Below are 14,360 nucleotides of genomic sequence, written 5' to 3' on the forward strand. Positions count from 1 at the left end.
CTTTCGGTTCGGTCGTCAGCAGCATCGGCCGGAGTGGATCTGCCCATAGCCGTGGTCGGCGCCTTCACCGACCTGGCCGAAGCGTGCTAGGTAGTGCCAGACCTTTTTGAGGTCCTGAGGGTCGTAGCGGTTGGTTCGTGCGGCATCTCCGATGATTCGAGGGTTCAGTTGGCCGTCGACGGCGATCCGGGCACCCAGTTCGACGTATCGCGGCCCCCGGAACGCGGGGTGACGGCGGAGTTGGTCCACGCTGAGTCGAAATCCCGGATGCCACTCGATCCGGCACCGTAACCGGCTCGCGGCCTGGGCTACGGAGGTGTTGCGGTAGCTGGGATCCAGGACGAGTGCCTCCACGTCGCGGTCGAATCGGACCGGTCCGTGTACGTGTGCCTCGATGTGACCGTCGAGGACGTCGAGGCCACCTGCTTCGGCCAGTTCGATGAGCGAGAAGTGTTCGGCTACAGCGAAATCGGCGGGTTCGGTGGAGCTGTCCGGGTAGCAGAACGTGGTACGCGTTAGGGTCTCGGCGGTGAGCCGGAAGAACGACGAACCGAACCGTGGCGCGCCGCCGTGCGGGTGGTCACGGAAGTTCAAGGCGCCGTAGACGGGCCGCTCGGCGGCGGCGACGTGATCGTAGGCGCCGGCGAAGATGCGATGTTCCCAGCGCCAACGATCCCCGCCCGGATACGCGGTCAAGCCGCCGTTGCCGACTCCGGTGGCGAACTGTGACAGATAGACGCCGTCGTCAGCCATCTTCGCCAGGATCTGCTGCCTTGCCACGAGGCGGTCGGGATGAAAGTTCAGCGTGACGCGCAGGGCGGGATCCAGCGCAGGCCCGCGCGCCGAGGCGGCAACATGCCGGATCGCGCGCTGCTGCGGCGACTCGATGCTTCCCGGGTCAGGGCTCACGACGCGGAGGGGGTCGCGTGCGCGGTGTCGACTTCGCCGTGGACCACGGCGAGGCTGACGCAGACCCCGCGGGCGATGTCGCGCAGCGATTGTCCCTCGGCGTGAGGTCCGACAAACGCCATCCGTGATCCTCCGAGCGTTGGTGAACGTGTTCGACAACCTCCCGGGAGGCTACCGGTAGAAGAACAGATTTTCGCGCGGGCAGGCAGGTCCGCAACATCCACGCCGATCCCCGCGTCCGGTTGCGGACCTGGCCACGGGCCACCGGATCCGGATTCGATGACCGCCGCATCGCCCCGCAGGGCGGGGAATCAGGCGCGACCGGCGGACAATACGGGTGGGCACACCCATCTGCGGATGAATTCACGCAAGTCATCGTCGGATCGCGGTGGATTCGCCGGGTACTGCAGGAAACTGAGCCACACGCGCATCACCATCTCGGCCAGGCCCGGCATGGCGTCGTCGTCGAAACCGTGTGCCTCCCAATCGACATCGAGTCGGCGCAACATCTGCACCCCGAGCTCGACGGCGCCGGCCGACGTCGCCTCCCGCGTGAAGAGGTCCGTCTGCCCGGCGCGCACCATCAACCCGATCGCGGGCTCGTCGGGCAACACCCGCAGGCAGTAGATGATGGTTTCGGTGATCGCTTCCGACGGCGTGTGGACATCGGCCAGGTCCGCCTTCATGCGATCAAGGAAGGCGGCGGCACCCGCGTTCGCGACCGCCACCAGCATCTCGTCCACCGACGAGTAGTAGCGATAGACGGTTTGCCGGGTCACGCCCAGCTCGGCCGCGACGTCGGCCAATCGGGTCTTCTGAGCGCCGTAGCGTTCGACACAGCTCGCCGCGGCGCTCAGAATCCTGGCCCTCGCCTCATCGGAGTCCCGGGGCAGGTCTCCGTGCCACCCTCGAGTCCTCATGAGCCCATGCTCTCACATGGCTTTCAGCCGGCTGCACCGCGTGAATCGGTGACCGGTCGTGGCGCGCCGGGCCGAGCGGCCCGCCGCGCACGCATGATCGCTTCCACCAGCACACTCGTCGCCACGACGAAGCACACGATCACATAGGGAAGGCTGCCGGTCGGCGTGTTTTTCGCGGTCACACCGTCTTTCGCGTCGAGGAAGGCCGGCAGCGCGGTGAGCCACAGCACCAGGTGCACCGCCAGGAACAACGGCGGGAACACGATCAGGAAGGGAAGGGCGGTGCCCGCATCGCTCGCCTCGGTCTCCGGTTGCGCGCGCAGGCGCCGCCATTGCGCGTAGAGGAGTGCCAGGCCGATGCCCCAGACCAGGAGCATCTCGATCCAATACACGATGGTCTGCGCGTCGCGGTTCGCGTTCTCGTCCCGGCCGAACACCGCCGTCGGAATCGACAGCAGCGGCATACTGATGACCGCGACGACGCCGGCCACGATGATCCGCCACACGAGCGACCCGCCACGCGGCGCGCGGCCCTCCGCCGTGGGATTGCGCACCAACCGCACCGCGAGGTAGATCAGCACGGCGAACGATACGGTGGCGAAGAGCCACACACTGCCCCAGGGCACGGAGGCGAGCGTGGGCTCCGCCGCCGGGTTGCCCAGTTTGTCCACGTGGGCACCCTCTGCCTGGAGCTGTCGGACGGTTTCGCGGTAGAAGGGCGCGTCGAGGTTCCAGGCCCACCACTTCAGCTGTGGCCCGAGCTGGTCGAAGATCTCGTAGAACGCCTGGAACACCAGGGCCACGACGAGCGACCCGCGCAGCGCCGAGCGCTTCGAGCCGTCGAAGAAGCCCCATGCGCGCACGATCTCGTAGGCCAGCTGGCTCAGCGCCGGGTAGAACGCGACGATGTACAACGGCAACCGGTCGAACATGAGGTTCACCGTGAAGACGTTGTGGGAGAACATGAAACCCATCGCCTCTTCGGCGTGGAACCAGGTCGGGAAGTAGAGCGGGGGCTCGATCACGAACAGGTAGACCAGCGAGGCGATCCAGACCGCCAGATTCGTCGGGTCGCCGTCGCGGCGCCAGCGGCGGATCGCGTGGACGAGTGCGAGAACCGCGCCCAGGATGATGGTGACTTCCAGGACCGGCAGCGTCCAGTTGGCGAGGTCGGCCGGGTTGCGCACGGTGACCACCGGATTGGCGGTCTCGCAGTGGAAACCGAGGTAGCGGGTGATGACGGACGGGACATCGCCCGGTGTGCAGACTGCCATTTCCCCTACTTTCCTGCCGCGACCGAGACGACCGCGAACTCGTCCCGGGGCGTGCCCTGAGGGATCACCAGCGCCCGGCCGGCCGGGCGCGGCTTCCCGTCGCGCCAAATGTCGGACGGCGGGTCCTGCCGGAGGTCGGTGCCGAGTGGCAGCTTGGTGCGCCCGACGGCCCGTTTCACCGCGAACCAGGCGAGACCGGCGAGCACGCGCGGGCTCTTCACCATCGTCGTCACCGATTCATCCAGATTGAAGACGTCGGCGAAATGCTGGGCGACCACATCGTCTTCACGCGTGGTGGCCGAGATGTGGTTGAAGATCGGCCAGCTGAGCCGGTTGGCGAGCTTCTGCCGCCAACGGGGCGCGATATCGGTACCCTCGGCGTTCTCGTATCCCTGGTCACGGGCCAACGCCAGCGTCCAGATGTCGTCGAGCAATTGGCGCTGCGCGGTGAAGTAGTCCTTGGTGAACGCACTGTCGACAGTCCTGGCGGAGGCCAGCTTGTCGCGCAACAGCACCGCCGACTTCGAGGCCGAACTCATCCCCTGGGCGTAGAAGGGGTTGAACCCGCACACGGCGTCGCCGACGACGACCAGCCCGCCCGGCGGATTCTCCAACGCGTCGTACCGGCGGCGCTTGTTGCCGGTCGACTTGGTGACGAACACCTTGGAGATGGGCTCACACAGGTCGACCGCCCGTCCGAACGCCGGGGCGCGCACCTTGTGCACGGTCTCGATGAACTCGTCCTCCTTGCGGGGCATCGGGTGGCCCCACGAGCCCATGGTGACCAGCACGCGATCTCCCTCGATCGGGAAGATCTGGCAGAGGAAGTCGTGCTCGACGGGGTGCGGCTTCGTGTCCGAGGTCGGCATGACCGACATCTGCGCCCACCACCAGCTTTCCGGCAGGTCCACCGGCTTCTGGAACCATTGGGACACGTAGGTGACGCCCGCGTCCAGCGACTGCACGGGGGCTTCGGGCCAGCCGGCCTTGACCAACCAGTCCGACACCGCCGAACCACGGCCCAGCGTGTCGACGACGAAATCCGCCTCGATCAATCGCTTGTCGCGCCCGCCGTCACCGCCGACCACCCACACCCCGTTCACACGGCCGTTCGGCGTGCCGCCGTCCACGGTCTCCAAACCTTCGACGTTGACCCCTTCTTCCACGCGGACGTTGGGCACCAGGGTCAGCTTGTCGCGAAGCGTGCGCTCGATGAGCAGGCGCGAGGCGTAGACCATGGTCATCGGCGCTTCCTTGCGCGGCACCCACACGGGGCCCTCGCAGTGGGCGGCCGCCAGCGACGGCATCATGTGCAGCGCACCGGCATCGATGAGGGCCTCCTCGTATCCGGGGAAGAGCTCGCCCATGGCGCGCCGACCGGAATTGAGCAGGAAATGGGGATGCTTGCTCTGCGGGACGCCGCGCCGGTGTTCGGCGTCATCCGGGATGATGTCGCGCTCCAACACGAGGACCTCGTCGAAGTAGGGCGCCACCGCGCCCGCAGCGCACATTCCGGCGACGCTCCCACCGAGCACCACCGCTCGTTTACCCAAAGACACCGATCCGCTCCAGTTCTACGTCATACATTTTTTGTATGGTGTCTAACCGTAGAGTGTGGGCCCGGTCACGTCAACGAATCGGACCGGGATATCGGCCCCGCCGAAAGGTTGTGGAGCGCATGGACACCGGGCGACGCGAGTCGCCCGGCCCGGACCGCCGCGGCACCGACGATCGCGGTCGCGCAAGCCCGGTGGCACCCGCATCCCAGCGTGTGCTGCCGTTGCGGCTACGGGCGGCACGGGCCTTCGCCACCGCTCGAGCGCGCTCCGTTCCGCCGTCCCGGAGATCTGTACAGCGTTGGAGCAGTTCATCATCCGTACCGTGCGAGAGCTCGACATCGTCGGGAGCGGAACCCATCAGTCCGAGCGAATTGCGCCACGCGGAAACCGCTGAATTCGACCATTGGTAACGCACCGGGCATGGCAAATTCGTCGGGCACGAAACCGGCACGTCGTCGCGTCACTACCGAGTCGATCAATCACAATGCTGCACATGACGGACACGGCCGTAAGCGGGTTGGCAAATCGGCGGGCAGACCGGGTTCACCAGGCAACGCAGCCCCAGGAGGGATTTCGGCCCGATATCGAGGGCCTGCGAGCGGTCGCGGTCGTGGCGGTCGTGCTGTTCCATGCGGGAATTCCGGGTATAAGCGGTGGATTTGTCGGTGTGGACGTCTTTTTCGTGATTTCCGGATTTCTGATCACCGGCATCCTGTGGCGGGAGACAAAGGCCGGCGGCACCATCGGATTGGCCCGATTCTACGGCGCACGCGCTCGCCGGCTACTGCCCGCGGCGGGCATCGTGGTGGTCACCACCGCGATCGGCGCGGCGGTGCTGTTGCCGCCGCTGCAGGCGCGCCAGGTCCTCGGCGACGGAATCGCCAGCGCGTTGTATGTCGGAAACAACCGCTTCGCCCTGCGCGGCACCGACTACCTAGCGGCGAACGAGCCGCCTTCGCCATTCGAGCACTTCTGGTCACTCGGCGTGGAGGAACAGTTCTATCTGGTGTGGCCGGTACTCATCGTCGCGTCGGCGTGGCTCGTGCGGCGCCGCCGCACCGGATCGTCCGGGCCGCTTCCCTACCTGATCATTCTTGCGATCGTCGCCGCCCTCTCGTTCACGATCTCACTGATCTGGACCGGCATGTTGCCGCCGTGGGCGTTCTTCTCGCTGCCCGCCCGCGCGTGGGAGTTGGCCGCCGGCGGCCTGATAGCGCTCTCGGTTGTCGTGTGGTCCCGGTTGCCGCACTCGGTGGCCGCGCCGGCCGGATGGATCGGTCTGGCTCTGGTCGTCGCGGCCTGCACCCGATTCGACGGCAGGACACCCTATCCCGGCAGCGCGGCTCTGATGCCCGTCGCGGGTGCCGCTCTGATGATCGTATCCGGTTGTGCCGGAACACGTTTCGGTGTCGGTCGGCTGCTGACCCGCGGTCCGGTACGGGCCATCGGAGGCGTGTCCTACGCCTGGTACCTGTGGCATTGGCCGGTGTTGCTGCTGGCACCGCATCTGCTGGGCCATCCGCTCGGGCGAGTCGGCGCAATCGGTGCGCTCGTGATGGCCGGCGGGCTCGCCCTGCTCACCCAGTGGACGGTCGAGAATCCGGTCCGCTTCGCGGCACCGTTGCGGAACTCGGCCGTGCGCAGCCTCGCCTGCGGCTTCGCCTGCACCGCACTGGCCACGAGCGCGGCACTCGTCCTGCTCGTGCTCGTTCCTGCCCCGGTCGGGCACGGCGTGGCGGCACCGTCCCTCGTACTCACCACGCCCCGCGACTCGGCCGCCCCCGCCGCCGACCCCCGTGACGAGGCGGTCCAGCAGCTGATGGCACAAGCGCAATCCGCGGTCGCCGCCTCCGCCGAAATCCGTGCTGTTCCATCGAATCTCACTCCCTCGCTGGACAACGCGCCCGGCGACAAGGCCGACGTGTTCACCAACGGCTGTGTCCGCTCGTGGCGCGAGGTCGGCCAGGCCGAGTGCGCCTCGGGTGATCCGGGCTCGCCCACCACGGTGGCCTTGGTGGGCGATTCACATGCGGCGATGTGGAATCCGGCGCTCGAGCCGATCGCCGAGACGCGGCACTGGCGGCTGGAGACGATGGCCAAGGTCACCTGCCCGCTGCTGGACCTTCCCATCACCAGCCCGTACTTGGACCGGGAGTACACCGAATGCGAGCAGTGGCGCGGCCAGGTGCTGAACCGGCTGCGCAACGAACGCCCGCGGTTGATCGTGGTGGGCATGTCCCGGCGCTACGGCGGCGATTTCGGCTTCGTCTCCTACGATCGAGCCTGGGTCGACAGTCTGGCCCGCCTTGTTGCCGAGTTGCGCGCGATCGGTTCGGCGGTTCTCGTTCTCGGGCCGATCCCCGATCCCCACACGACGGTGCCGACATGCCTGTCCGAACACCTCGACGATGCCACCGCATGCGCACCCGCGCGCACAGTCGGAGTGAACGACGCCGGTGTCTCGGCCGAGCGGGCGGCAGCCACGGCCGGTGGCGGCGAGTATGCCGATCTCACCTCGATGTTCTGCACTGCCGGCCGCTGCCCTGTCATCGTCGGCAATACTCTGGTGTTCCGCGATGACAATCACCTCACGGTCAGCTACGCCCAGATCCTCGGACCGGCGATCAGCGCCCTCACCGACCGCGCCCTCGCCCTCGGATGAGGGGCATCGGAATTCCACTGCGGCATCGGACGTCGGCTCTGCCAGTGCAGTGGGCCCGCTCCGTTCTTACGGGAGGGTGGTGGCGAACATGAAGTTCCACAGTCGATCTCGCAGGTCCTCGCCGGCTGCGCCGGACGGCCACTGATGCAACTGACCGTTTTCCACGCGGTATTGCACAGCGGTCCCGCTGCGGCACGGTCCGTAGTCGGCCGTCGTGCCGAAGGTGTCGCTGGACCGGGCCGGACGGACGGGGCAGCCATCGCGATCTACCCATGCGCCGACGTCGGCCACACCGGCTGCCGGATCGGAGATCGGGTCGATCTGCCCCTGGGCGATGCCGACGGAGATCGGTCGAGCGGGTTTGCAGGGCGACCCGGGACTGGGAATCAGCAGGGTCGGGTTGGGGAGGGTGGGATCGCCGCCCTCCCAGGAGGTCACGTCCGCGAAGACGTCGGAGGCGTCGCACGCCATCCGCTGCGACATGATGCCGCCGTCGGACCAGCCGCTGCTGTATACGCGCCCGGGGTCGACGCACCAATTCGCCTCGATGTCGGCGACGACCGAACGTAGGAACCGGACGTCGATCGAGCCCTGCTGAAATTCCCAATCGTTGCCCACCAGACCGTTACCGGGATCCAGCGGCAGATTGTTGGCATTGCCCTGCGGGTAGGCGACGATGAAGTGGTGCGCGGCCGCATAAGGAGTCCAGCCCGAGACCTGCTCGAAATCTGCCGCGTTGCTGGCATTTCCATGCTCGGCGAGCAACAGCGGCACCGAATGTCCGGCCAGGCCGGCGGGAACGTCGAGCCGATAGATCCTGTTACCGAGCGTTCGTACGACGGTGCCGGCCGTCGGCGCCAGGCTGCACTGGGCCGCGGTGGGGCGAACTCGGCTTCGATCACCTTGCGCCACATGCGCAACCTGCAACGACGCGACGACTGCGGCGAAAGCGGCGACGGCCGCGGCGAGGTGAAGGGCGATAGCGCGCATACGTTCCCATCATCGAGACGGCGATGGGCAGCAGCCTACTGTGGCCTTGATTTCCATAGTGGTAAACGGTCGAATCGGTTCACCTCGGCCTGCGCGCGAACGAATCTCGTGGATACAAGACTGGGCTCGGAGGCTACGTCGTAGCCTCCGAGCCCAGAATTACGCCCCATTCATCACATCCGGCTCACGCGCGTCCAGGCGAGCGGCCGGGCGAATCCCGAGGCGAGGCGCCCTTATCGGAGTGCGCGACCGCGGCCGGTGACCAAACCGACCAGGAACAACAAGACCACCGCGCCGCCGAGGCAGGTGAAGAAGCTGAACCACAATCCTCCACCCTCCACATCGACGCCGAACAGTTTCAGCAGGAAGCCGCCGATGAGGCCGCCGACCACGCCGACCACGATATTGAGCAGAATGCCCTGCTGAGCATCAGTTTTCATGATCTTGCTGGCCAGCCAGCCCGCCAATCCACCGATGATGATCCAACCGATGATTCCCAGACCCAACATCGTGTCTCCTCTTTCGAACGTCGAAACGCTCCCCATCCGAGCGTGCTCGACGGCGATATACCCCGCATCCCGGCACCCAACCAACCGACATGGGAAAACCAAATACTCTGCGTGACAGCCCACTTCGCGTGCAGCGACAGACCTTGCTCCGGCTCGGGACGTTTACTGCGCGCCTTGCCCCGTCGCGGCGGGGCCGGATCGATCGGCCGCGTCGGCGCGGCTGGCGACAATGCCACGATGCAAGTTTCTTCGCGTTGCTGTGGAAGAACGCCCTCGACCGCCGATCCTGGTGCGGCCGTGAGGAATTGCGCATAGCGATTGTCACTGGATCGCACGTCGGCAGGCATTCGATCGACTGTCGTCGCGATCCAGCGCCCAGTCACGACAGCGTGGCCGCCAGTTCGGCATGCAGATCCAGCAGATCCGGAATTTGTTCGGCGGGGCGGCGGCCGAATCCGCATTCGGTGGCGATACCGAAGCCGTCGACGATTTCCCGGGCTGCGGCTATGCGGCGCAGGGCTCCGTCGCGGCCGTCGGTGGCGTGCACCAGTCCGAGGTACAGCCGGGTCTGCGTCGGCAGGTGCAGCCCGGCCAGCGGTGCGAAGTACTCACGGTCGATGCGCGAACGCGGAACCGGCATATGCACCCAGTCGACCCGGCGTGACAGCGCCGCCAGCACACCGGAAAGCACCGCTACCATGCGACCGGTGTCGATGGGCTCGGCGAAGTGCCGATGTCCGAAATCGCCGTAGCACAAATGATATCCGAGTTCGATGTCCCCGGGCACGGCCGAGCCCAGGCGCACGAGCCGGGTGACGATCTCACTCAGCCGAGTGTCGTCGTCGGCGCCGAACCAGGACGGGAACACCCCCTCGAAGATCGCGAACTCGACCGGGCAATCCCACTGCACCGCGAGATCGGTGTGCGGGATCTCCGCGGCGATGCGGCCGAGTTCGGCGAGCAGCGCCGCCTCATAGCGCTGTTCGAGAATGTCCTGCGGATCGCCCACGAAGGCTCCCACCACCGAGATCGGGGTGGGGAGGCAGACCTGGAACCGCACCCCGGCATCGATGTCACCGCGTTCGCGCAGCTTACCGAACACTTCCCAGGACTCGAGCGCTGCCTGCGCATAACCCAGCTCACCGAAATCGATCGACGCGGGATCCACGCCCGGTTTGGGCCGCACCCGCTCACTGGGCCCGTATTCCGGACTCGGCGGCGGCACCATCTCCAGATCCGGATGCGCACCCATGCGCGGCAACTGCCAGACCGTGAAATTATCCCGCTCGCCGGTCTCACCGTCGGGTATGCGACCAAGCCACGGTCCCAGCCGCCGCGCGGCCGTACTGAATACGGCCTCCGCATTCGCGAGCGGCACACTTCCACACAGATGAACATCGCCTCGGGTCACCGCGAACTCCTCGTACCCCGGCCGCTGGCGTCCGGGCTCGAAACTCGGGGACGCAGCGGCGAACTCGATCGACGCGATGACAGTAGACCCAGCAATAGCCCGCGCGATTCCCACGCGCGAGAATGCGCGACGTCTCAGCGGTTGTCGGCGTTGTGGAGCGATCGTGCGCGCCGAACGCATGAAGGTCGATTACGTCCCGGTGGCTTCATGCGCCCAACGGAACCGGCCGGAACGGGCGTACAGCCTTCACTTTCCGATCGTGGGGCGGTCGATGCTTGCGTCCGGTGGCGATCCCCGATGGCCGACACCGGCGGCGCTCATGGCAACTTGTTGACCAGGGCCAGGTCGCCGTCGTAGTGGGCGAGTAGCCGGGGATCCATCACCTTGCGCCACAACGGTGGAATCAACGCCAGCACGATCATGGTGGCGTAGCCATAGGGCAGCTGCGGCGACTCTTCGGAGCTGCGCAGAGTCTGGTATCGGCGGCCCGGGTTGGCGTGGTGGTCGCTGTGGCGTTGCAGGTGGAACAGGAAGATGTTGGTCACCAGGCGGTCACTGTTCCAACTGTCGCGCGGTGAACACCGCGCGTAACGACCGTCCGCGCGGCGCCTGCGCAGCAGGCCGTAGTGCTCGATGTAGTTCACCGTTTCGAGCAATACGATGCCGACCATGGCCTGCAGTATCAGAAAGGGAATGATCACGGGCCCGTAGGCGAGAATCAAAGCGCCGAACAGCACGGCACTCATGGACCACGCCTGCAGCAGGTTGTTGTGCCGGCTGAACCACCCTTTTCCCCGGTGGGACAGGCGTTCTCGTTCCAGGACGAGGGCCGAGCGGAAGCCACCCAGGGAGCTGCGGGGCAGGAACTTCCAGAGCGACTCGCCGAATCGGGCACTTGCCGGGTCTTCGGGTGTGGCGACGCGGACGTGATGGCCACGGTTGTGCTCGACGTAGAAGTGGCCGTACCAGGATTGCGCCAGCGCGATTTTCGCCAGCCAGCGTTCGAGACGTTCGACTCGATGACCCAGTTCGTGTGCCGCGTTGATACCGAGACCGGACACGAATCCCATGGTTGCGGCCAGGCCCAACTTGTCGATGAGCTTCAGTTCGGGACGGGACCACATGAATCCCGCGATGGCCAGCCCGATGAACTGAATCGGCAGGAATGCGTAAACGCACCAACGGTAATACCGATCGTTGGTCAGCGCCTCGTAGTCATCCTCGCGCGGGTTTCTGCTGTCGATTCCCATCGCGATGTCCAGGAGCGGAATCACCCCGAGCACGGCGATAGGGCCGATCCACCAGAACAATTCGAGCCTCGTGAAGGTCACCAGTTGCCCGGGCAGCAGAGCTCCTGCGGCGCCCAGTGAACTCAGGACCCAGAGGTAGCGTTTGTGATCGCGAACCTGGGCACGTCCGAAAACCGTCATAGCCCGTCTCACTCATTCATCCGACGAGGATCGACCTGAGGTATGGCTACTGAAAACGGTCCTGCCGACGCGCCGTCATGCCGCGAAATTCGGCCACTGATATCGAGCTACCTACCGGGGCATTCGCTCGGTGCCGGTTCGCCGCGCAGTCGCGCGTCGATCCAGTCCTCGAGGCCGGGAAAGCTGGTGACGTAACTGCTCAGATGCTCACCGGGCACTGTGCGGAAAATGGCCGGAACGCCCCGGCTGCATTGTTCACCGTACATACGCTGAGCGTCTTCGAGAGGAATCCACGGATCCCACGCCCCGTGGTAGATATACAGCGGCACACCCGATTTCCGGTCGGACAGATCCAGTTGGCGATACAGATTTTCGGCCGCCGGACTGTCGAGTGGGTTGCCGATATTGGTCGCCACGTCCATCGGGATGCCGACGACGCCGAGCGGTCCATCGGCGTCACCACAGAGATCTCGCGTCGGAGAAGTCGTCACCCACTGCGCGAGATGATTCATGTACCCGAGCAACTCCGGATGTTCGCGCGCTATCGCGGTCGACACCGACAACAGGATGCCGGAGGCGATCCAGCCGTTGAAGCGGTGGGCGATATTTCGGTAGTCGGCGGCCAGTCCACCCGAGGCCACCCCCATCAGCACGTCCGACAGCTCCGGCGCGTACTCGCTCTGCAACATCGCGGTGGCGTACGCGGCGATCGCTCCACCCGAGTAGCCGTCGACCACATAGCGGCTGTCACCGAACTCCGGCAGCGCATTACGCACGGCGCGAATCGAATCGAGCATCATGTGCCCGGCCACATTCGTCTCGCCGTAGGCCATCAACGGGCCCTCATGGTCGGGCAGGAGAACCGCGTGACCTTTGTTCAGGGCCGACCAGATGGCCGGCAGAAACCACACGAGATCGGTGTTGGTTCGATCGAGTATGTCGTGCGACAACTGATAGCCCGGCGTGCAGTGCAACCCGAGTGCGTTGATCGGCATCGCGTTCACCTCCACCGGGCGGGGCCCCGGACCGTTCCACGAGGCCGCCGGCGTGATCAATGTGGCGGTGCCGAAGGAGGGCGTGCCCGTTGCCGAGGTGGAGCGAAACTTCAGCAGCACCGCTCGCTGGATCGGTGCCGCCATATGCTGAGCTGCCGTCGCGGTCACGTCCCGCGCCTCGATGATCTGTCCCGGCTCCAGGCCGGCCAGATTCGCAGGCCAGGCATCGAAGGTCTGATCCCCGGTCGGCGACGACAATATCGCCCGCCACAATGCCGCCTGCTGGTCACCGGCGTTCTGCTCGGGGCCGGCGGTCAACTGCGGCGGCTTTATGTTGGCGTCGATCCAAGTCTGTAGCGGTGAGGGAGGGGCGGGCGAACCTTCGTCCGCCCGAGCGGGCTGTTCGCCCAACAACGCACTAGCGACAACAACGGTTACTACAGCTGCCAGAAACCCTCTCACAAGCCACATCCTTTGTTCGGACGAAACCGCGGGGACTACCCCCTGCCAGGGTTGCGCGAAGCGACTTTAGCAAGCCTCTGCCATCCTGACCAAGGAACGCGCGTTGCGAAAATTGCGCGCAATGTGAGGTGCGCATATATCGCCGCTCTGAGCGGGAAACAATGGCGACCGAAAAGTGCGGCGGAACTGCGCGAGGGCTGCTGCACGAGGGGCGATATGCGGCGTGGATTGTCGCTGGGGTCCTAATTGTCCCGTATTGGTCCACAGGTGTTCGAACCTGTCCGCGTGCGCATCGAATGCGGGCCGCCGACCCCGTCCACTTCGAATTTCTCACGCGGCCGAGTCGTTGCCGCGGCTCGCCCGGCCGATAGCATGTGTTGCGGCCGAGCCGGACACTCGCACGGCGGCAACAGAAGGTGGGAACGGTGAGCGTCGCATCGCCCGGTGTGGGTTCGGCGGTTGTGTGCCTGGTTCTGGTGGCCGCATCGGCAGCGGTGTACCGGTTCGCATACCTCGGGTCGATGCTGATCGTGCCCGGTGCGGCGATTCGCGCGATCGTGCAACTGAGTGTCGTCGCCCTGGTGCTCGCCGCCGCCCTGCGCCAACTCTGGTCCTCGTTTCTGGTTCTGGGCGTGATGTTCGCGGCCGCGGTGTTCACCTCCGCTCGCCGAGCACGAGCGGGACGCTCCGGAACATGGCTGGCCGCAGCCCTGGCGGCCGGATGGGCTGCCGTCCTTCCGGTGATGCTCGTCAGCGGTGTCGTCCCCCTGTCGGGACCTGCGGTAGTCCCCGTCGGCGGCATCATCCTCGGCGGCGCCATGACCGCGACCTCGCTGGCGGCACGTCGTGCCCTGGACGCCGTTGACGATCGGCGCGGCGAGATCGAGGCGGCCATGAGCCTGGGTTTCGACGACCGCCACGCGCGCCTGGAAATCATTCGATCCAGCGCGGCCGACGCGTTGCTCCCCGGCGTCGACCAAACCCGCACGGTCGGATTGGTCACGCTGCCCGGGGCATTCGTCGGTGTCCTCATCGCCAGCGGCTCCGCGGGCCGTGCAGCCGCGGTCCAGATCCTCGTGCTCCTCGGCTTGTTGCTTGCGCAATCGTGCGCGGTGGCGGTCACCATCGAACTCGTCGCTCGAGGCCGAATACGACGACCTCGGCGCTGAACACCACTCGTCCGACAGAGTCCGCCTCGTCCTCGACATGCTCGATCTCGGGGCACGGACGCCGTCCTGC

General features: G+C 66.2%; 12 protein-coding genes. 2 read left to right on the forward strand and 10 right to left on the reverse strand.

Translation table 11 applies throughout. From position 1 onward, the window contains the following. Window positions 1-15 precede the first annotated feature (15 nt). The 5 genes from NMI01S_RS13485 to NMI01S_RS13500 all read right to left on the reverse strand — a co-directional run bounded on the left by NMI01S_RS13485 (window position 16) and on the right by NMI01S_RS13500 (window position 4,662). On the reverse strand, window positions 16-909 hold the full coding sequence (locus NMI01S_RS13485) for a DUF3626 domain-containing protein (RefSeq protein ID WP_062997156.1): 894 nt from the start codon (window positions 907-909) through the stop codon (window positions 16-18). After that, complete coding sequence (locus tag NMI01S_RS34820) at window positions 906-1,031, reverse strand: helix-turn-helix domain containing protein (RefSeq protein WP_157126166.1); 126 nt, start codon at window positions 1,029-1,031, stop codon at window positions 906-908. The genes NMI01S_RS13485 and NMI01S_RS34820 overlap by 4 nt, the downstream gene beginning before the upstream one ends. 189 nt (window positions 1,032-1,220) lie before the next feature. Beyond that, on the reverse strand, window positions 1,221-1,829 hold the full coding sequence (locus tag NMI01S_RS13490; RefSeq protein ID WP_062997158.1) for a TetR/AcrR family transcriptional regulator: 609 nt from the start codon (window positions 1,827-1,829) through the stop codon (window positions 1,221-1,223). 23 nt (window positions 1,830-1,852) lie between these two features. After that, a complete protein-coding gene (locus NMI01S_RS13495) occupies window positions 1,853-3,103 on the reverse strand; it encodes a hypothetical protein (protein WP_062997160.1) in 1,251 nt (416 codons plus the stop codon). Window positions 3,104-3,108: 5 nt separating this feature from the next. Next, complete coding sequence (locus NMI01S_RS13500) at window positions 3,109-4,662, reverse strand: FAD-dependent oxidoreductase (protein WP_062997162.1); 1,554 nt, start codon at window positions 4,660-4,662, stop codon at window positions 3,109-3,111. A 484-nt stretch (window positions 4,663-5,146) separates the two neighbouring features. Between NMI01S_RS13500 and NMI01S_RS13505 the strand changes: the two genes are divergently transcribed. Next, on the forward strand, window positions 5,147-7,324 hold the full coding sequence (locus tag NMI01S_RS13505) for an acyltransferase family protein (RefSeq protein WP_084512942.1): 2,178 nt from the start codon (window positions 5,147-5,149) through the stop codon (window positions 7,322-7,324). Window positions 7,325-7,390: 66 nt separating this feature from the next. Here the strand turns inward: NMI01S_RS13505 and NMI01S_RS13510 are convergent, their stop codons facing one another. The 5 genes from NMI01S_RS13510 to NMI01S_RS13530 form a co-directional block, all read right to left on the reverse strand. After that, window positions 7,391-8,314 carry a CE1 family esterase gene (locus NMI01S_RS13510; protein WP_062997164.1) on the reverse strand — a complete coding sequence of 308 codons (924 nt, stop codon included), beginning with the start codon at window positions 8,312-8,314 and terminating at the stop codon, window positions 7,391-7,393. Window positions 8,315-8,547: 233 nt separating this feature from the next. Then, complete coding sequence (locus NMI01S_RS13515) at window positions 8,548-8,823, reverse strand: GlsB/YeaQ/YmgE family stress response membrane protein (protein WP_062997166.1); 276 nt, start codon at window positions 8,821-8,823, stop codon at window positions 8,548-8,550. 379 nt (window positions 8,824-9,202) lie between these two features. After that, a complete protein-coding gene (locus NMI01S_RS13520) occupies window positions 9,203-10,234 on the reverse strand; it encodes a uroporphyrinogen decarboxylase/cobalamine-independent methonine synthase family protein (protein ID WP_062997169.1) in 1,032 nt (343 codons plus the stop codon). 317 nt (window positions 10,235-10,551) lie between these two features. Next, entirely contained in the window at window positions 10,552-11,664 is a 1,113-nt protein-coding gene (locus NMI01S_RS13525; protein WP_062997171.1) for an alkane 1-monooxygenase, read from the reverse strand. A 107-nt stretch (window positions 11,665-11,771) separates the two neighbouring features. After that, a complete protein-coding gene (locus NMI01S_RS13530; protein ID WP_062997173.1) occupies window positions 11,772-12,977 on the reverse strand; it encodes a lipase family protein in 1,206 nt (401 codons plus the stop codon). 560 nt (window positions 12,978-13,537) lie between these two features. Here NMI01S_RS13530 and NMI01S_RS13535 point away from each other — a divergent pair. Then, the gene (locus NMI01S_RS13535) at window positions 13,538-14,290 is read left to right on the forward strand and encodes an ABC transporter permease (RefSeq protein WP_062997456.1); all 753 of its coding nucleotides are present in this window, start codon (window positions 13,538-13,540) and stop codon (window positions 14,288-14,290) included. Window positions 14,291-14,360 lie beyond the last annotated feature (70 nt).

Source organism: Nocardia mikamii NBRC 108933 (assembly GCF_001613505.1).
GTDB lineage: Bacteria > Actinomycetota > Actinomycetes > Mycobacteriales > Mycobacteriaceae > Nocardia > Nocardia mikamii.

Coding starts and splice junctions, on each gene's coding strand:
- NMI01S_RS34820 (WP_157126166.1), bottom strand. CDS start 1,031: ATGGCGTTTGTCGGACCTCACGCCGAGGGACAATCGCTGCGCGACATC.
- NMI01S_RS13495 (WP_062997160.1), bottom strand. CDS start 3,103: ATGGCAGTCTGCACACCGGGCGATGTCCCGTCCGTCATCACCCGCTAC.
- NMI01S_RS13490 (WP_062997158.1), bottom strand. CDS start 1,829: ATGAGGACTCGAGGGTGGCACGGAGACCTGCCCCGGGACTCCGATGAG.
- NMI01S_RS13505 (WP_084512942.1), top strand. CDS start 5,147: ATGCTGCACATGACGGACACGGCCGTAAGCGGGTTGGCAAATCGGCGG.
- NMI01S_RS13515 (WP_062997166.1), bottom strand. CDS start 8,823: ATGTTGGGTCTGGGAATCATCGGTTGGATCATCATCGGTGGATTGGCG.
- NMI01S_RS13510 (WP_062997164.1), bottom strand. CDS start 8,314: ATGCGCGCTATCGCCCTTCACCTCGCCGCGGCCGTCGCCGCTTTCGCC.
- NMI01S_RS13525 (WP_062997171.1), bottom strand. CDS start 11,664: ATGACGGTTTTCGGACGTGCCCAGGTTCGCGATCACAAACGCTACCTC.